Below are 17,927 nucleotides of genomic sequence, written 5' to 3'. Positions count from 1 at the left end.
AATAGTACGACTGAGTTTGCTTCTACTCTCCTTCTCTGCAATCAGAGGGTGAGTCTTAATATTGATAGATGAGTTAAAATTCAATCAATCACTCTAGGCAGATATTAACTATGAGATGGGAATAAGTTTGCGAACACAAACAATTACAAGATTTACCCTTCAAAATTGAATTAAATAAATGGGGTCAAATCGTCATGAGTCCAGTCAAAATTAAACATTCTTTTTATCAAGGAAGAATTCAACGTTTATTGGAATCTTTATTGAATACAGGAGAAGTAATGCCAGAATGTGCTATCAACACATCAGACGGTGTGAAAGTTGCTGATATTGTCTGGTGTTCAGAAGAATGATTTTCTCAAATTGAAGATGAAGTATCAGCGTCTATTGCACCAGAGATTTGTGTAGAAGTCAAATCAACTGGTAACACTTTGGAAGAAATAGAATTTAAAAGAAATTTATATTTAGAAGCTCAAGCTATTGAAGTATGGTTATGTAATGAACAAGGTCATTCAATTTTAGATTTTGGATTTACGATTTTGGATTAACCTCTCCTTGTAAAGAAGAGGCTTAAATATTGAACTTTTTTGTTTTTTCTCCGTAAACGGAGAGGCTTGAAACGTATGATTGGATTCTAGATTTAGATTTAATCCAAAATCCAAACATCGTAAATCCAAAATTGTCTCGGTCAAATTAAATTCTATAATGAGCAAGGTGAATTAGAGCAATCTTTGTTAATTCCTAAGTTTCCTAAACAAATTAAACGGTAATTGTAGAGAAGAGGGGAGAGAGCGTAGTTTACCGCCGTAGGCATCGCCTAAATTACCTATTTTTAATATAGGACTCCTATTTGATTTTTGAACAATCAAGCTGCCTAGAAGCTTGACATACAAAGCTTGACTTCTCAGTATACTGAGCAAGATTCAAGTAGGATTCCTATATATATCTTAAATTTATTCATAAACTCTACTTCGATGCTGAATTAAAATAATCGTTACTTGATTTAAATTATTATCTATTTCATAAATGACACGATATTAACCTTGGCAAAGGGTGAAGGTAAACAATTATTTACTTTCACCCTTAATGCTTTGCTCCATCTAAGCAAAAAGTTTAATATCTTTATCCTTCTTATGTAGTTAAAACGCGACAGCTTGGGCTGTACCAGTCAAATGGATTGTCGTATAAGTTTGTCTTTGCCCCTGGTTGAATTTAGGAATCACAGAAAAGAGGTTTGTTGTTGTGATTCCCTTAGTTTCTACTACGGCTGATTTGCTTTTTCCAAGGTTTACACGGGGTAAGATCAAAGTAAATACGGTATTGCCAGTATCTACTGTCTTACGGATAGTTACAGTTACTAGTGTACCAATTTCTGTTTCTACACTACGGATCTGCTCAGTACCTTGAAAGTTTAATGTCTGTTGCTTATCTTTATAGGTAAAAAGGGGCTTGCCAATAAAGCTTGTCGTTGAGTAACTAATGCTGACATTCTTACCTTGAAACTGGTATAAGTTTGGTACTACTTCTGAGGCATTAACTGATAATACAGGTATTGCTGTTAACAGCATACCTAATGTGAACGATCCAATTAAGTTTCTTGTTTGCATATCTAAAAAAGTTTTTGCTAGTTTGACAGAGATACTTACCCGAATGGGATGACAACAGGTATCAAATCAATTTTAAAAGTAGATATTACTACAATCGTGTAAAATGGAAAACATTGCAATGCTTGTTAATCTATTTGCAATAATTTCTAATATTCTGTAAAAGTTTGATCTGCAAACCTGATAACCCTTGGGTAGTTTTAACAAATGTACCCAGATATGCTACGGGCAAAAAAGTAGTGCAGCAATAAGTTTACACATCATCTCCTGCCACATTTATTTTGAGGGGATTTGATTTCATTTTTGTCTTATTCCCTCCATAACTAGCAACTTGAGTTAGATTTAGATTTTGAAACACCCTTTGGGGTATTATTTTAAGCTTGGAAATTTTGTATTGCTTATGAAACGGCGATCATACATGCTTCTAGGATTTTTCCTCAGCCTTCTTTTAACTATCGTGCCTTTGTCAGGTAATTTCACTAATGCTGCAACACCAACAGCAATCACACCTGTCTCTGCTCTCTCGTTCACCCAAGGCGTGCAAAAAACCTTATTGGACAACGGCTTAACGGTATTAACCAAAGAAGTTCATACTGCTCCAGTGGTGAGTGTGCAAGTTTGGTATAAAGTTGGCTCACGCAACGAGGTTAAGGGAGAGAATGGTATTTCTCACCAGCTAGAACATTTGATGTTCAAAGGCACAAATGACCGTCCAGTACAGTTTGGACGGTTATTTAGTGCCTTGGGTAGCCAGTTCAATGCTTTTACTAGTTATGACGAAACAGCTTACTTTGGCACAGTGCAGCGAGACAAATTGGAAGCACTGCTGACACTGGAAGCCGATCGCATGGAAAACTCCTTAATTGGGCCTGAACAACTCACCAGTGAAAAGCGGGTGGTGATCTCCGAGTTACAGGGATACGAAAATTCACCAGGTTATCGTCTGAGTCGGGCAGTGATGCGAGCTGCTTTCCCCAATCGAGCCTATGGTTTATCTGTGGGAGGCACAAAAGCCGATGTCGAGAAATTCACGGTGGAGCAGGTAGGGAATTATTACCAAACCTACTACAGCCCAGAAAATGCCACGTTGGTGATTACCGGGGATTTTGCCACAGAACCTGCACTCAAAGTTGTGAAAGAAACTTTTGGTAAGTTATCGCAACGAGCAAAAAACCAGACGTTACAGAATGAAGCAGTTGATAATGCAACCAGAGCACTTGATCGTTTCTTAGCATCTAATTCTATCGCTGACGCTTCCCCATCTACCCCTGTTGCGAAAAAAGCGCCGATTGTCCTCAAGCAACCTGGAAGTGCAGCACTATTGCAAGCAGTGTATCCTCTGCCAGATATCAAACATCCTGATGTTCCGGCAATTGATTTGATGGATGCTATTCTCACAGGTGGACGTAGTTCTCGGCTTTATCAGGCTTTGGTAGAATCTGGACTCGCGAGTTCAGTGAGTGGCGGTGCTGCTGAACTGATCGAACCGGGTTGGTATGAAATTAATGCTACAGCGGCTCCTGGTCAAGAGTTGGGTAAAATTGCCCAGGTACTTCAGGAATCTTTAGCAAAATTGCAAGAGAAGCCTGTTACTTCAGAAGAATTGAACCGAGCGAAGACGCAACTGCAAGCCTCATATATTTTGGGAAACCAAGATATCACTAGTCAGGCTAATCAACTGGGATATAACCAAACGATCGCAGGGGATTATCATTTTATTGAAAAGTATCTAGCTGCGATCGCTAAAGTTACCCCTGCTCAAGTCCAGAAAGCAGCGAAAACTTACCTCAATCCGGCTCAACAAACCATCGGCTTCTTTGAGCCGACTCAACCAGATGGTAAACCAGGGAGTTCTAACGCTGGTTCTAGTCGCACGGTGGAAAATTTCAGCCCTGGAAAGCCTGTAGATCCAGCAGAACTAGCAAAATATTTGCCACCTGCTACATCAGAGACAGATTCTAATAAACAATCACTACCAGAAGAGTTTACCTTAAAGAATGGTTTGAAGGTTTTGTTGTTAAGCGATCGCAACCTTCCCACCATTAACCTGAGTGGACAAATTGACGCTGGTACTGAATTTGACGGCAATCAAAAAGCTGGATTAGCGAATCTAACTGCAAATAACTTAATGAATGGGACGCAGACTAAAAATGCTCTGACCCTAGCAAAAACTTTAGAAGACCTGGGAGCCGGTTTGAGCTTCAGTACTAGCCGCGAGGGAACTAACGTCAGTGGTGAGGGACTTTCAGCAAATCTGCCAACATTGATTCAAACTCTGGCAGATGTGTTAGAAAACGCCACTTTCCCAGCCGATCAGTTGGAACTGAGTCGCCAAAGGGCACTGACAAGCCTGAAAGTCCAGCTAGATGACCCTAGAGGTTTGGGAAAGCAAGTATTCCAACAGGCAATTTACCCTGAAAATCATCCATTCCACAGTTTTCCCACAGCCGAGAGTTTAAAGACTATTACTCGTAATGATTTGCTTGGTTTCTACCAGACACACTACCGACCGGATACCACAACGATCGCAATAGTTGGAGACTTTGATTCAGTTAAGGTAAAAGCTTTGCTAAATGAGGTGTTTGGTAAATGGCAAGCTACAGGTAAGCCACCTGTTCTCAAAATACAAACCGTACCATTACCGCAAACTTTGACACAACTAAATAAAGTAATTCCCGGTAAAGCTGAGGCTGTCACATACATCGGCTACAATGGCATCTCTCGGAAAGATCCGCGTTATTATGCGGCACTGGTGCTAAATCAAATTTTGGGTGGTGATACCTTAGCAAGCCGTCTGGGTACAGAAGTGCGCGATCGCCAAGGTTTAACCTACGGTATATATAGTGCTTTTGCCGCCGGAATCAATCCTGGCCCGTTCTTGATTCAAATGCAAACTGCTCCTGGAGATGCCCAAAAAGCGATCGCCAGTACTCTCGCTCTACTAAAACAGTTACGCGAGCAAGGAGTAACTGAGGCTGAATTCAACACAGCAAAACGCTCAATTACCAATAGCTACCCCGTGGATTTAGCTAATCCTAGTAATGTATCAGGTATTATTTTGGACAATGCTGTTTTAGGGCTTTCACGGTCAGAGATCCGAGAGTTTCCTCAGCGGATTCAAGCAGTCACTATGACTGATATGCAACAGGCAATTGAAGATTTAATTAAGCCAGAAAATCTGGTGATTGTCACCGCCGGTCCTGGAGATAGTGTAACCAAGGGTAGCTAATTATTTCAGACACATAGCAATCCTATCTGATTGGTAAAAATCGCAATAACAAGATCCCCAACTTCTCTAAGAAGTCGGGGATCTCATTGTTCACAAATGATTTAGGATAGCTAATATCACCTCCTGCCTCCTGCCTCCTGCCCCCTGCCCCCTTCAAATTGAATAAGACACTGGGAAAGACTTTGCATCCTTTGGCTTCACATACACTCGCTGTTTTGGTTCTAACTCTAAGTCATTAAAGCGATCGCGTGTTAAATGTGCCATCACTACTTGCCCGTCATCGAAAGTTAATTCTACCTGAATTTCCCAACCCAAATGTATCAATCGGCTCACTGTTGCAGGTGTAGTGGTACCGTTGGCAACCTTTTCTAAAATCACATCTTGCGGACGCAAAAAGACTTGTGGGTGTGGCGCATCAAACCCGCTGCTTTGAAAAATCTTTGAGGTGCTGGGTAATACATTCACCGGGCCGATGAAGCTCATTACAAATGCGGTGGCAGGATTATCGTAAATTTCAGATGGTGTCCCCACCTGTTCCACACGTCCTTTATTCATCACCACAACCTTATCGGAGACTTCCATTGCTTCTTCTTGGTCGTGAGTGACAAAAACCGTGGTAACATGAACCTCATCATGGAGGCGGCGTAACCATGCCCGTAAGTCTTTGCGAACTTTAGCATCAAGTGCGCCAAAGGGTTCATCTAGTAGTAAAACTTCCGGTTCTACTGCCAATGCCCTGGCTAAAGCTACCCGTTGTCTTTGACCACCAGAAAGTTGTGATGGATAGCGATCGCCTAATCCACTCAATTGCACCAATTCCAGTAACTGTTCTACCCGCCCCTTAATCTTCTTTGGCTGTGCCTTACGAATTTCTAAGCCAAAAGCAATATTTTGTTTGACAGTCAGATGCTTGAATAGGGCATAGTGTTGAAACACAAAGCCAATATTTCGCTGTTGCACACTTTGGTATGTAGCGTCCTTACCGGTAAGCAGGATTTTGCCGCTATCTGGCATTTCTAAACCTGAAATTAACCGTAATAGCGTTGATTTACCCGATCCCGAAGGCCCTAGCAACGCAACTAACGAACCACTCTTAATTTCCAGGCTGACTTGATCGACTGCCTTGAAACTCCCGAATTGTTTGGAGACGTTCTCAACTACTATACCCACTGCCTCTATACCTCTGCAACTAAATCTACAGATCCTTGGTAGGATTACTGTGTCTTACATATACCATACATTGTTATTTATGGATGAAGAAGATTTAGCTAGCGCAACTGCCGCAATCAAGGAAGCTACAGTCAGTACCACTGCAATCAAGGAAGCTACAGTCAGCACCACTGCAATCGAGGGAAGCACAATCAGGAGTCATGCTAACCATCTCGGCACAATTGCAGCCCAAATCGGCACAATCAAAACAGTCAGTATTGTCGCTACTAATAAATGAGGATTTTTGAGCAACTTTACCAGGTGCTTGTTGTGATTGCTGCGTGTCCGCTTCCTCCTCTATGGATTCTTCTGAGTTATCGCTATGCATTCGCAAAATTTGGTTAGCTTGCTTGCAAGCTTGAAATCGTTCACGTGAATTAATAAAAGCTGCTTTTAACCCTTCCTTGGCAACTACCTGCTTGATGTATTGAGAGCAAGATTCGCCGCCATATAGTATTCTGTGGGCACAAGCAAAACCTTTGTGCGGGGAAATGTGCTTTTGATACCCAGTAATTACGGTGGTACTAACTTGTCTAGTAAAAGAATCGAACAAGGAAATCTGCATATTTTAGAACTGGGAATGGGGTATGGGGCATAGCGGACTAGCCAATATTCTTCATTCTTCCCAATCCCAATTCGTATCGAAACATTAAGGAATATTGCATTTGTGCAGAAACCTGAAGGTAAAGCGCCAAATCATCAGAAAGACCGTGGTAGTATGCTCTCGGTAAATGTGAAGATTGGGAGAAAGACCTTTGACACTACGGGTTGCTGTTATTGGGTCAGGCCCTGCTGGTTCATCTGCCGCAGAAACACTGGCAGCCTCTGGGATTGAAACCTACCTGTTTGAGCGGAAGCTAGACAATGCAAAGCCTTGTGGGGGCGCAATTCCCCTATGTATGGTGAGTGAATTTGACTTACCACCAGAGATTATCGATCGCCGGGTTCGGAAGATGAAAATGATTTCACCTTCCAATCGTGAGGTTGATATCAATCTGATAAATGAAGATGAATATATAGGAATGTGCCGCCGGGAAGTGCTAGATGGCTTTTTGCGCGATCGCGCGGCAAAAGTAGGCGCAAATTTAATTAATGCCACTGTTCATAAACTCGATATACCAGGAAACAATACCGATCCCTATACCATTCATTACATTGACCACACAGATGGTATATCACAGGGTATTGCCAAAACTCTGAAAGTGGATCTAATTATTGGGGCAGATGGGGCTAATTCCCGCGTTGCCAAAGAAATGGACGCTGGGGATTACAATTATGCGATCGCTTTCCAAGAGAGAATTCGCTTACCCGAAGACAAAATGGCCTACTATAACGACCTCGCCGAAATGTATGTCGGTGATGACGTTTCTACCGATTTCTACGCTTGGGTTTTCCCCAAATATGACCACGTAGCTGTTGGTACCGGTACAATGCACATCAATAAAGCCAGCATCAAACAGTTACAAGCTGGTATCCGTGCCCGTGCTTCCGAGAAGTTAGCAGGCGGTAAAATCATCAAAGTCGAAGCCCACCCCATTCCTGAACATCCCCGTCCCCGTCGTGTTGTCGGTCGCATCGCTTTGGTGGGAGATGCTGCTGGTTACGTTACCAAGTCTTCTGGTGAAGGTATTTATTTTGCTGCTAAATCTGGGCGGATGTGTGCCGAAACAATTGTAGAAGCATCTAACAGTGGTAGTCGTATTCCTACAGAAGGCGACCTTAAGGTTTACCTGAAGCGTTGGGATAAAAGATACGGACTCACTTACAAGGTGTTGGACATTCTGCAAAGCGTGTTCTATCGTTCTGACGCCACCCGCGAGGCGTTTGTGGAAATGTGCGATGACCTCGATGTCCAGCGGCTAACATTCGATAGCTATCTGTATAAGACGGTTGTCCCAGCTAATCCCATCACCCAACTGAAAATTACTGCCAAAACCATTGGTAGCCTAATTCGCGGTAATGCTCTTGCACCTTAATTGAGTGCAAAGGACTGGGACTTGCAACAAATAAATTACCAATTTTGTGGGGTGGACATCTTGCACGCTTATTAATCAGGGCGGGCGAGACGCCCACCCCACAACATATATCAATACGCCCCTCTAACTGCCGTATTTCAGGTAAAAATAATTCTGGAAAATCCCATCTGGGTCATACTTGCGCTTGAGGGCGAAAAATTTAGTAGCTTGTGGATAAGCTCTATGAAATTGTTCCGGTGTGGCATGAAGACGATAGGGGAGATAGTATTTACCACCGACTGCTAGGGCTGCCTCAATCAGTTTCTGGGTCATTACCTGCATCTTTGCCTCCGCTTCTGGGGTGCGTTGCTGATGAAACAGCATCACCAATCCAAAAACTTCCCGATCGGCATATCTGAGAAAACTGTCGTTATCCTGGTGAACATTTCGCACCGTGACATTGAGCAAATCCCCTTCGTTCTGGGGAATAATGGTGCGACACTTCTCTAAAAACGCTTCCAGAGATTTAGGGGGAATAAAGTACTCATGCAGGATGTCAGTCTCTGCCTGGTGACGATTCTCAAATAAGGTGGAGGAACGGTTGAGAATCTGGTTTCTCAAAACCCGGTTTCCGGCTTCTCCTCCAACGATTTTTTCTAGTTGCCAGCGCAAACTTTTGCCATAGTCACTGCCGATGCTGCCACGGAAAACCGTCCGAGGTAATCCAGACTCGGCTTGTTTTTCTAAAGAGACAATAGCGGGGGTTGTTTCTGGAACTCGGTGATAGGTGGTAAGAATAGTTTCTTGTAAAAAGCTTTCCGGTGCGACAGAAAGTCTACCGTATACCATACCAATAGTGGCTGCATCATCTACCCGTTGTCGATAGGTATCAATATAGTTGTCGCTCTTAATTACGAACCGTTCAGCTATATATGTTTCATTGGGTACTACTCTCAAGTCCACGTCAAGAATGATCCCAAATAGTCCGTAACCGCCTAAAACTAGAGAAAATAACTCTGGGTTTTCCTGTCTGGAACACTCCACAACCTTGCCACTTGCCAGCATTAACCGGAAACGTTCGACTGTGCTAGCAAAGGGGGGACTATTATGTTGCCAGCCATGAGCATTGGCACTCATCGTGCCACCCACAGAAAAATCGTTGTTGGACTGCATGACGGCGACAGAATAGCCACGTTCATTTAAATAGGGAATAATCTCAGACCATTTAGCTCCTGATTGCACCGTCAGGATTTTAGTTGCCGGGTTGAATTGCATCCGGTTGAAGTGGAGCATATCCAGGGAGATGCCATTAACATACAGAGTATGACCACCCATAGTGTGGCGTGAACCTGCGATCGCTACCTTTTTACCTTGACGCAAGGCATCTCTAAGTACAGACTGTAGTATTACCTCAGTAACTCCAGGCTGACTCTTAACCTGCTTAATTGTCACCTGTGTCTGGTTCAAGTGACTGGCATCATCAACTGTGCCAGGAAGCAGAGGTTGACGGTCATCGCGATCGCTCCAGGCTATTAAAGTCAGGTGAGTAACAGGTCTGGCAATGACTGTCAGGGCAATAGTGGTAGTTGCCAAAAGGACAAGCAGGATAATCTTCAGCCTGCTTTTTAAGAATTTACTGCGGTAGGAACGCTGCATAACCTGGATTGAGGGGGCAAAATAGAAAACATGACGATTGAATCCGATTCCTCTAATCTACCAACCCCAAAACCTATCCCCGAAAATGACTTGCAGCCAGATGACTTTGACGGTAGTGCAACTGAGAAGAACCTAAGCTCAGAAGTACTAGCGACACAACAAGCACTAGCAGCGATCGCATCTTTGCAATCTCCGCAACATACAACTGCTCTCAAACAAGCCCGTTCTGACTTCAAGCAACCCATTACCAACCAATTCACAGTTAAACCGAGGGCATTGCTGATTACTCTAATCGCGATCGCCATCACCTTCATGGGAATTATCCTCAATAACTGGATCATTGGCATTATCGGAACGCTGATGGCTTTGCTGTTATCCCTGGCGATATTATTGCCTTGGTTGCAAGAAGTTTTAGACGAATGGTTTTCACCCCAAGAACGCACCCTGTTTGTGGCCTTTTTGGGACTAATAGTAGCCATTATCGGCTTGATCAGATTCACAGGTGTAGGCGATCGCTTGCTGCTTTTAGGACGCCAGATTAACTGGGAAACTGCTGGTAGCCTAGCCGAATGGTTTGGTGCTTTGGGGCAAATTCTCATCGCCATCATCGCCGTTTACGTAGCATGGCGACAATATGTTATTTCCAAAGACTTGACAATTCAGCAAAACCTGCTGACAGTTCAGCAAAATATTATCACCCAGCAACAGACAATTGATTCCTATTTCCAAGGCATTTCAGACTTGGTATTAGATGAAGAAGGATTATTAGAAGATTGGCCCCAAGAAAGAGCGATCGCTGAAGGACGCACTGCGGCAATTTTAAGTAGTGTCGATGGTAGTGGGAAAGCGAAAATTCTCCGCTTTCTCTCACGTTCCAAGTTGCTGTCACCCCTAAAACGCGATCGCCTATTAGGTCGAGCCATTCTCGATGGAACTGGCGGATATGCAGAAGACCGCCTCGAAGGTGTGCGCGTCATCGATTTAGGCGTAATGCTAGCCGCAGCCGACCTTTCTGGTACTGATTTGCGTTGGACTGACCTCAGCGAAGCTAATCTTGTCCGCGCTAACCTAGCCGATTGCGACTTAGTAAAAGCCAACCTCTCCCGCACAATTTTATATAATGCTAATCTCAATGGTGCCGACATCAATGGGATTCGCCTATTCTATGGTGTAGTAGATAAAGCATCGCCCCGCAGTCGCACTGAACCACCAAATTATGAAACCGGCGAACAAACTGGCGCTGTGGTGGAAAATGCCGATTTCAGCAATGTCCAACGGATGTCTGAGTCTACACGTAACTACTGTTGTACTTGGGGTGGCGAAAAAACTAGAGGTACTATTCCTGGTGGTTGTGAAGGCATTCCTAATAAATTGGGAAGATAGTACCGCAAGGCGGAAGTCAAAAGTCAAAAGTCAAAAGTCAAACATTTTTAATCCCCATAAATAAATTTATGGGCTTGTAAACGGACGCCGTATTTCTCTCTACGAGACGCCAAGGGCGAACGCGCAACGGGTCTCGAAATACATTTTTTTCTTCTCCATAAATAAATTTAGGGGCTTGTATCATGAGTCTTTTTCGGTCATACACCCCAGTAATTCTCGCCTTCTGGTAGCGTGAGGATTTCAACCCCGTCTTCACTTACAGCTAAGGTATGCTCACATTGAGCAGAAAGCTTGCGATCGCGCGTTACAGCAGTCCATTTATCGCCCAGAACCTCGACTTCGTAAGTACCTTCGTTAATCATTGGCTCAATGGTAAAAACCATCCCTGGTCTGAGGCGCTTGCCCTTACCGCGTGTGCCATAGTGGGGAACATCCGGTGCAGTATGGAAAATGTTACTGATGCCGTGTCCAACGAAATCTCGCACTACAGAAAAGCCTTGTCCTTCAGCATACTCTTGAATGGCTGCACCAATATCGCCAATGCGTGCCCCAGGTTTAACTTCAGCAATACCCAAACGCAAACATTCCTCTGTCACCTCTACCAGCTTTCTCGTTTTTGGAGAAGGAGTACCAACAAAGAATGTCTTGGATGTATCGCCGTGATAACCTTCAACAATCGGCGTGACATCAATATTAATGATGTCGCCTTCCTTAAGAATTTGCTTGGCGTTGGGAATGCCGTGACAAATTACCTCATTGACACTAGTGCAAATCGACTTAGGATAACCCTTATAGCCAAGGGGTGCGCTTTTTGCTCCATGCGCTTGCGTCCAACGTTCGGCTTCATCATTTAGTTCAAGAGTGCTAATCCCTGGCTTCACAAACGGTTCCAGATGCTGGAGAAGTTTAGCAGCTAAACGCCCAGCTTGACGCATTTTGTCTAATTCTCTCTGGGATAAAATAACAATTAGTTCAGTTTTCTCAGTTTTCATTAACTTTTATCTAAAGTATGTTTCATAAACATAGTTAACCCTGTCTGTGCAGCTCTTTGTGCAGTATCAGCTACCTTGAGGGTATACAAGCTCTCCTCTGGGGTAACATACAAAGGAGTCCCGTCAAAAAGATGGTCTAAAACCATACTCGTGTCTTTGGCGAACAAACCCCGGCGAGGGCCAACCTCTATAGGTGTTGTTTCCCCTGGTTGGACGAATATTCCGGTGTCGCCATCAAAAATTAAACCACCTTTTTCACCGTGAACTTCAAACTTGCGTTCTGATTGCCAAATGCTTTCGCCTTTGCCATAGACTACTTGGGCTAAAAGTCCACTGTTAAAGCAGAGTTGACTAGTGCATAAACAGGTTTGGTAGTATTCCGGTTCTATTTCCCAATATCGCTGGTGACAGTTAACAGTAAATACTGTACCAAATAAATCGATGAGGCGATGTAGGCGAGACAGGGCACCAATTAAGGGAAAGCCGAACAACTCGTAGTTATAAGTCCATTTACGAGGTGCGGGATTTTGGGGATTGATGGTGCTGTAGCGAACATAAAACACTTCCCCAACTTTGGCTAAGTTTTGCTTCAAGGCTTGATGCAAACCACCCAAAAGTTCTAGATGTTCCACGTGCAAGAGTTTTTTTTGTGCTTTGGCTAAGGCAATCAGTTCCTCAGCTTCGACTACATCCAACGAAAGGGGATACTCCACAATTACGTGTTTGCCATTGTTAAGCGCTGCACGAGCGATCGCACCATGATCTCGATTAATAGTGGAGATCGCTACTAGGTCTATATCTTCACGCTCTATTAGCTCTTGCCAAGTACTCAAGACTTCAATCTGGTACTCTCTGGCAAAGGTTTCGGTTTTTTCTCTTGTATGACCAACAACTGCGACTATATGCGATCGCTGATCATGGAGCAATGCCTCAGCCCGGAACTTTGCCGCATACCCAGTACCTACCAAACCTACACGCACTCTTGCTTTTTCCAAAGCTGCTTCTGAATTATACATAATCCTCATTAGTTCTGTTTTTGATCTTCCCACGCTTCTAGCGGTGAGATTCTCTCTTCATGGGGTTCACCAGTCTAGACTCTACAACATTCGTCCTACCCCCTCAAGGACAAATAAGACTTTATTTGAAGCTAGATAGAAGTACGTATGCTCAAAAAGGAAGACTTCAAAAGAGAAGCCCCCTTTTTGAGACTAGGACTGTTTTTTCATAAGTTAAGAACTTTGTCAACAAAAAAATGGTAAAAGAAAAATTACGTCTCTACTGTTATGTTCTTTCATGTATAAGGGACGTGTCTAAATCAGATTAGAAAATGAAACAGTTCTACTTTTTAAAGGAGTTGGGGGATATCTTCTGCGTCTGACTTTTTACGTCATCTGGTAAAGCCCACGAAAACTTAACCCCTAAACCCCTTCCCGACACTCTAAGGGGGAAAATTCCAAGTCTCTTTCCTTTTAGGAGAGATTTAGAGAGAGGTTTTCTAGATACTGTGAAAAATCAGCTTCTGTGTAAGTCTTAACAAAATATAGATAGCATTAACCTTACTCATATTTCCTTTTGTAAACTATAATTTTTTCTAATTACAACCCGACTAAGGTAGAAAATAATATAAATAAAACTTATCAGGATTAAGTAACTAAATTTCATTACTAATCGGGTTCAATTTCCAGTTACATCGTTTAAATTTTCTCGTAGTATCAGAATTGAAGCAAATTTAAACCAGCGGCTAATTCCACAGAACAGCCGTGACCTTTGCCTTAAGATAACTTATACTGCCGTTTGCAAAAGAGAGGATTACTCAATGCCAACTTATAAAGTGACACTACTCAACGAGTCCGAAGGGCTGAACCAAGTACTTGACGTTGATGATGATGTCTATATTCTAGATGCTGCTGAAGAAGCTGGTCTTGACCTGCCCTACTCTTGCCGTGCTGGTGCTTGCTCGACCTGTGCAGGTAAAATCACCAAGGGTACTGTCGATCAGGGCGATCAGTCATTCTTAGATGATGAACAAATAGAAAAGGGATATGTACTGACTTGTGTTGCTTACCCAACCTCTGACGTAACAATCGAAACTCACAAAGAAGAAGACCTTTACTAAGAGTTAAGCGACTCAAACATAAACCTCTTGCAAGAGTTACTAATGTTGACAAAATAGAAGCAAGATATCTAGAGTTAACACCCTTGCAATGCAATGCCGTGTGTACCTCTGAAAGTGACTTTGACAAAAAGTCTAATTTTATGTTGAGCAGGAACACAGTAAATCTTGTGTTCCTGCTTAATTTTTTAAGTATGGAGTTTCCTCTCTATTTTTGCCTCTTCTTAACTCCCGATTCCTAGCTCAAGATGCAACTTCAATGGCAATTAGCTTAAAGCTTAATCTCTTTGTTGAGAATTTGAATCTGAGTACCAGGATAGTAAAATTGGAGAATTTTTGGACTTGACCAACCTAGTTTTGCTAAATTTTGAGCGCCAGTTTGACTCAAGCCGACTCCATGTCCTAATCCACCACCAATAAAAGCGTATCCCCAGAGTTCCGGTTTGCCTTTGTTCAGGGGTTCTATGTAAAAAAGCGTACTTATCGGCGCTGCAAAAGCACTGCGAACTTCGTCTTTGTGCAAAATAAAGGTGCTGCGATCGGTTTTAACTGCAAGTTCAAGGATACGTCCACTCTGGCTTCGCTCCACTACTGCCATAGCCTGAATTGTCTTAAATTTGGCATGGGGACTGTTTTTCACCTGTAAAAATTTCTGCAAGTCCTTGATAATATCCTTTAAAGGGGTTTCCTTATGCCAACGAAACATATCCCACTTGCTTTCATTAAATCCTTGTTGCGTATTAATAAATTTCTGGAAATTCTTTTCATCTGCTAAACTCTGCTTAGATAAGTCCCAAAAATTAGTCGGAGCATCTAGTACAGGACGCAAATAGGGGCGATCGTCGCCATTCCAGACATCGCTAAAAGAAGCGGTGACGCCACCAGTGGTAGAAGAATACAGGGCGTCTACAAGTTCATTTTTATAAGTTAGTACTTTACCCCTGGTTGAGGCGATCGCTTGGTCTGTTTTGGCAGCTGCTCCCTTCAACCCATAATAAACTTGGCAGTGAGTATCAGCACACAACTGATAGTTATCTGCGGCAAACCTGCGTAAATTTCTCAAGGCATAAGTCCGAGCGAGAATTGCCTGGGCTTCTAGCGCCGCTGTTGGTGCATCTGTGCCTATTTCGTAAGGTACAACCCCACGCAAATAAGTTTCTAAAGGTACTTGGTTAACGAGAGTATATGTGCCATAAGAATTTGGCTGCAAATTCATTCGACCTGCATAAAGACGAGCAAACTCTTGTTTTTCGGTTTTATTTACCCGAATCAAATTTTTATCAGTGCTAATTTCCAAGTCATTCGGGCTATAGCGATTACCATCTACCACCCAACTCACTCGCGGCACTTGCTTTAAAACTTTAGTATCAAGATATACTTTTTCTTGGGTAGAGGCTTGGATGTTTTGTAATAACAAGCGTCGCAGTAAAGGAGTGCTGTAAACATCTCGTTTTGCCCAAACCTGCCAGCGTTCTGGCTGGGCTATTTCCACTTCCATTCCCTGAGAACGCCATTTATTAGCACTGTCTTCCGCAGTTTCAAAAGTGCGGTATGTGCCCAAAACTACTACTTCTTCGACTGCTGACTGGGGTAAAGGTTGCATGACTGTTTCCAGCTTTACAGGATTCTTAGTAAACAGTATTTGCTGCTTATTGCCCGCTTGAAATTTTAACCTTAAGCGATCGCCTTTTATGGGTTCCAGTTGCAACTTGGCTGTGGGTTGATCGCCAAATCGCTGCACAATCCCAATTTTCAGTTCTATATCCTGGATGTTGCTTTCAGGCCCTGATGCAGCAGTCAGTCCCAATAGACAAAATGTTGTCAGCACAGTGTGGGGAAAACGCCAAAACGAAAATTTCATGGCTACCTGATAGGGAAGCGATAGCGAGTACTCAAGCGTCTTCTGCCCCTTAATGCGTCGTTGGAGCTGATTTTCCAATTGCTTTGTAGCGCGGTTTTTTTGTCGCATGAATGCTCCAATGATACCATTACCAATTTTGCCCTAAATATTAGTTGCAAAACGAAGTCATAATGACTATGATTTATATAGAGACAAAAAACAGAACTAGTTGGATAAACTCTTTATGGTTAGAGTCCAAGAAATTCCATTAAATCAGATAAAACGGCCATTGCCCCGTACAAACGATCCAAATAAAGTACAAGCCTTAATGGAATCGATTGCGGAGATTGGGCAGCAAGAACCTATTGATGTCCTAGAAGTAGATGGACAATATTATGGCTTTTCTGGTTGCCATCGGTATGAAGCTTGCCAACGTTTAGGCAAAGAAACCGTTTTAGCAAGAGTCCGTAAAGCACCCCGTAGCGTTTTGAAGATGCACTTGGCATAGAAAATGGGGATTGGGAATGGGGAATGGGGAATGGGGAATGGGGAATGGGGAGATGAGGGAGAATAATTAATAACCAATGCCCAATACCCAATGCCCCATGCCCAATCCCTAATTCCCGATGCCCAATTTCCAATCCCCCATTACATATAACCTAATTAGGAGAAAATTATGTCATCGAAAGTAACAGTCAAAAATGTAAATATCGGCATTGACGAGGTGAGTAGGGCTAAAATTGCCGATGGTTTATCTCACCTGTTGGCTGACACTTATACACTGTATTTGAAAACTCATAACTTCCATTGGAATGTAACGGGGCCGATGTTTCAAACATTGCATTTGATGTTTGAGACCCAGTATACAGAATTAGCCTTAGCAGTTGATTTAATAGCCGAGAGAATTAGAGCGCTTGGCTATCCCGCACCAGGAACCTACAGCGAATATGCCAAACTGAGTTCGATTCCAGAAACTCCTGGAGTTCCTAAAGCTGTGGAGATGATTCAGGAACTTGTGGAAGGACAAGAAGCCGTAGTCAGAACTGCACGGTCTATTTTCCCCGTGATAGAGGAAGTTAACGACGAACCTACGGCCGATTTATTGACTCAGCGGATGCAAGTACACGAAAAGACAGCTTGGATGTTGAGAAGTTTACTGGAAGAATAAAGAATAGGGAAGAGGGAATAGGGTATAGGGTATAGGGTATAAGGGGACAAAGAAAAACTTAATCGCCAATGCCCCATGCCCCATGCCCATACCCAATGCCCAATGCCCAATGCCCAATGCCCAATGCCCAAAAGTTGCAAGATTTAATGCAACAGGTAGGTATTTCTAGTTTTAAGGCGCTGAGTCGCGCTGCTGGTGTCTCAGAGCATCAACTTTTGCGCTTACGCCAAGGAAAGTTAGAGCAGATGCGGGTAGATGTGCTGCTTAAGCTTTCACCAGTGCTACAGATGCCATTGAATGAATTAATCGGAACTTTTTCAAGCGTAGAGTTGTTACAAGAGAATACAGCGCCTACTCAGGAATTGTTACAAGAAATTACAGATTTAAGAAAAGAGTACGATCGCTCGCAGTTTCAATTAGAACAACAGCGAGAATTATTGCTACAAGAACTCCAGCAGTCGAGTTTGCAACTGCTGGAGTCTTTATTATTGCAATGGCCAACAGCAGCACAGAAAGCGCAGGAGAATCCCCAGCTAGCAGCAGTGAAAATAGTACCGTTGGTGCAGAAACCCCTGGAAAAGCTTTTACAGGCGTGGGGAGTGGAAGCGATCGCACCTGTGGGAGCAGAATTACCTTACGATCCCCAACTGCACCAATTGCTGGAGGGAACTGCACAACCTGGAGAAACGGTCAAAATACGCTACACTGGCTACCTTCAAGGTGAGAAGCTGCTTTACAGAGCGAAAGTGAGTCCTGTTTCAGAGAGTGAGAAGTTATGAGT

General features: G+C 43.2%; 15 protein-coding genes. 8 read left to right on the top strand and 7 right to left on the bottom strand.

Annotated elements, in window-relative coordinates:
- Nucleotides 1-194 precede the first annotated feature (194 nt).
- The gene (locus tag HWQ40_RS31190; protein WP_292785726.1) at nt 195-350 is read left to right on the top strand and encodes a hypothetical protein; all 156 of its coding nucleotides are present in this window, start codon (nt 195-197) and stop codon (nt 348-350) included.
- 786 nt (nt 351-1,136) lie between these two features.
- On the opposite strand, the gene HWQ40_RS31180 is transcribed toward HWQ40_RS31190, so the two are convergent.
- Nucleotides 1,137-1,604, bottom strand: a complete 468-nt coding sequence (locus tag HWQ40_RS31180) for a hypothetical protein (protein WP_292785725.1) — start codon at nt 1,602-1,604, stop codon at nt 1,137-1,139.
- A gap of 397 nt (nt 1,605-2,001) precedes the next feature.
- On the opposite strand from HWQ40_RS31180, the gene HWQ40_RS31175 reads away from it, so the two are divergent.
- On the top strand, nt 2,002-4,830 hold the full coding sequence (locus HWQ40_RS31175; protein WP_292785724.1) for a pitrilysin family protein: 2,829 nt from the start codon (nt 2,002-2,004) through the stop codon (nt 4,828-4,830).
- Nucleotides 4,831-4,983: 153 nt separating this feature from the next.
- On the opposite strand, the gene HWQ40_RS31170 is transcribed toward HWQ40_RS31175, so the two are convergent.
- Both HWQ40_RS31170 and yidD read right to left on the bottom strand, forming a co-directional pair.
- Nucleotides 4,984-6,000 (bottom strand): sulfate/molybdate ABC transporter ATP-binding protein, encoded by a 1,017-nt coding sequence (locus HWQ40_RS31170; RefSeq protein ID WP_292785723.1) that lies wholly within the window; start codon nt 5,998-6,000, stop codon nt 4,984-4,986.
- 94 nt (nt 6,001-6,094) lie between these two features.
- Complete coding sequence (gene yidD / locus HWQ40_RS31165) at nt 6,095-6,604, bottom strand: membrane protein insertion efficiency factor YidD (RefSeq protein ID WP_292785722.1); 510 nt, start codon at nt 6,602-6,604, stop codon at nt 6,095-6,097.
- A gap of 190 nt (nt 6,605-6,794) precedes the next feature.
- Here yidD and chlP point away from each other — a divergent pair, with 190 nt between their 5' ends.
- Nucleotides 6,795-8,015 (top strand): geranylgeranyl reductase, encoded by a 1,221-nt coding sequence (chlP, locus tag HWQ40_RS31160; protein ID WP_292785721.1) that lies wholly within the window; start codon nt 6,795-6,797, stop codon nt 8,013-8,015.
- Nucleotides 8,016-8,138: 123 nt separating this feature from the next.
- Here chlP and HWQ40_RS31155 read toward each other — a convergent pair whose 3' ends face one another.
- Nucleotides 8,139-9,650 carry an FAD-binding oxidoreductase gene (locus HWQ40_RS31155; protein WP_292785720.1) on the bottom strand — a complete coding sequence of 504 codons (1,512 nt, stop codon included), beginning with the start codon at nt 9,648-9,650 and terminating at the stop codon, nt 8,139-8,141.
- 30 nt (nt 9,651-9,680) lie between these two features.
- On the opposite strand from HWQ40_RS31155, the gene HWQ40_RS31150 reads away from it, so the two are divergent.
- Nucleotides 9,681-11,033 carry a pentapeptide repeat-containing protein gene (locus HWQ40_RS31150; protein ID WP_292785719.1) on the top strand — a complete coding sequence of 451 codons (1,353 nt, stop codon included), beginning with the start codon at nt 9,681-9,683 and terminating at the stop codon, nt 11,031-11,033.
- Between the two features lie 197 nt (nt 11,034-11,230).
- Here HWQ40_RS31150 and map read toward each other — a convergent pair whose 3' ends face one another.
- The gene (gene map / locus HWQ40_RS31145; RefSeq protein ID WP_292785718.1) at nt 11,231-12,025 is read right to left on the bottom strand and encodes a type I methionyl aminopeptidase; all 795 of its coding nucleotides are present in this window, start codon (nt 12,023-12,025) and stop codon (nt 11,231-11,233) included.
- Nucleotides 12,025-13,041 (bottom strand): Gfo/Idh/MocA family oxidoreductase, encoded by a 1,017-nt coding sequence (locus HWQ40_RS31140; RefSeq protein ID WP_292785717.1) that lies wholly within the window; start codon nt 13,039-13,041, stop codon nt 12,025-12,027. Before HWQ40_RS31140 ends, map begins: the two co-directional genes overlap by 1 nt.
- An 800-nt stretch (nt 13,042-13,841) precedes the next feature.
- Here HWQ40_RS31140 and HWQ40_RS31135 point away from each other — a divergent pair.
- Complete coding sequence (locus tag HWQ40_RS31135) at nt 13,842-14,141, top strand: ferredoxin (RefSeq protein WP_292785716.1); 300 nt, start codon at nt 13,842-13,844, stop codon at nt 14,139-14,141.
- Nucleotides 14,142-14,409: 268 nt separating this feature from the next.
- Here HWQ40_RS31135 and HWQ40_RS31130 read toward each other — a convergent pair whose 3' ends face one another.
- Nucleotides 14,410-16,107: a SpoIID/LytB domain-containing protein gene (locus HWQ40_RS31130; RefSeq protein WP_292785715.1), complete on the bottom strand. Its 1,698-nt coding sequence runs from the start codon at nt 16,105-16,107 to the stop codon at nt 14,410-14,412.
- A 115-nt stretch (nt 16,108-16,222) separates the two neighbouring features.
- On the opposite strand from HWQ40_RS31130, the gene HWQ40_RS31125 reads away from it, so the two are divergent.
- From HWQ40_RS31125 to grpE, 3 genes are all read left to right on the top strand, one after another.
- Nucleotides 16,223-16,486 (top strand): ParB N-terminal domain-containing protein, encoded by a 264-nt coding sequence (locus HWQ40_RS31125; protein WP_194043156.1) that lies wholly within the window; start codon nt 16,223-16,225, stop codon nt 16,484-16,486.
- Nucleotides 16,487-16,654: 168 nt separating this feature from the next.
- Nucleotides 16,655-17,146 carry a Dps family protein gene (locus HWQ40_RS31120; RefSeq protein WP_292785714.1) on the top strand — a complete coding sequence of 164 codons (492 nt, stop codon included), beginning with the start codon at nt 16,655-16,657 and terminating at the stop codon, nt 17,144-17,146.
- A 68-nt stretch (nt 17,147-17,214) separates the two neighbouring features.
- Complete coding sequence (gene grpE / locus HWQ40_RS31115; RefSeq protein WP_292785713.1) at nt 17,215-17,925, top strand: nucleotide exchange factor GrpE; 711 nt, start codon at nt 17,215-17,217, stop codon at nt 17,923-17,925.
- The last annotated feature ends 2 nt before the right edge of the window (nt 17,926-17,927 follow it).

The organism is Nostoc sp. NMS9, assembly GCF_017114995.1.
Lineage (GTDB): Bacteria > Cyanobacteriota > Cyanobacteriia > Cyanobacteriales > Nostocaceae > Nostoc.
Note: the sequence above shows the minus strand (reverse complement) of the source record. Positions and strands in the feature narration are given on the sequence as shown.

What these genes read in the sequence shown, in the direction of transcription:
- HWQ40_RS31190 (WP_292785726.1), top strand. Translation starts at nt 195, where the DNA reads ATGAGTCCAGTCAAAATTAAACATTCTTTTTATCAAGGAAGAATTCAA.
- HWQ40_RS31180 (WP_292785725.1), bottom strand. Translation starts at nt 1,604, where the DNA reads ATGCAAACAAGAAACTTAATTGGATCGTTCACATTAGGTATGCTGTTA.
- HWQ40_RS31175 (WP_292785724.1), top strand. Translation starts at nt 2,002, where the DNA reads ATGAAACGGCGATCATACATGCTTCTAGGATTTTTCCTCAGCCTTCTT.
- yidD (WP_292785722.1), bottom strand. Translation starts at nt 6,604, where the DNA reads ATGCAGATTTCCTTGTTCGATTCTTTTACTAGACAAGTTAGTACCACC.
- HWQ40_RS31155 (WP_292785720.1), bottom strand. Translation starts at nt 9,650, where the DNA reads ATGCAGCGTTCCTACCGCAGTAAATTCTTAAAAAGCAGGCTGAAGATT.
- HWQ40_RS31150 (WP_292785719.1), top strand. Translation starts at nt 9,681, where the DNA reads ATGACGATTGAATCCGATTCCTCTAATCTACCAACCCCAAAACCTATC.
- map (WP_292785718.1), bottom strand. Translation starts at nt 12,025, where the DNA reads ATGAAAACTGAGAAAACTGAACTAATTGTTATTTTATCCCAGAGAGAA.
- HWQ40_RS31140 (WP_292785717.1), bottom strand. Translation starts at nt 13,041, where the DNA reads ATGTATAATTCAGAAGCAGCTTTGGAAAAAGCAAGAGTGCGTGTAGGT.
- HWQ40_RS31135 (WP_292785716.1), top strand. Translation starts at nt 13,842, where the DNA reads ATGCCAACTTATAAAGTGACACTACTCAACGAGTCCGAAGGGCTGAAC.
- HWQ40_RS31130 (WP_292785715.1), bottom strand. Translation starts at nt 16,107, where the DNA reads ATGCGACAAAAAAACCGCGCTACAAAGCAATTGGAAAATCAGCTCCAA.
- HWQ40_RS31125 (WP_194043156.1), top strand. Translation starts at nt 16,223, where the DNA reads ATGGTTAGAGTCCAAGAAATTCCATTAAATCAGATAAAACGGCCATTG.
- HWQ40_RS31120 (WP_292785714.1), top strand. Translation starts at nt 16,655, where the DNA reads ATGTCATCGAAAGTAACAGTCAAAAATGTAAATATCGGCATTGACGAG.
- grpE (WP_292785713.1), top strand. Translation starts at nt 17,215, where the DNA reads ATGCCCCATGCCCCATGCCCATACCCAATGCCCAATGCCCAATGCCCA.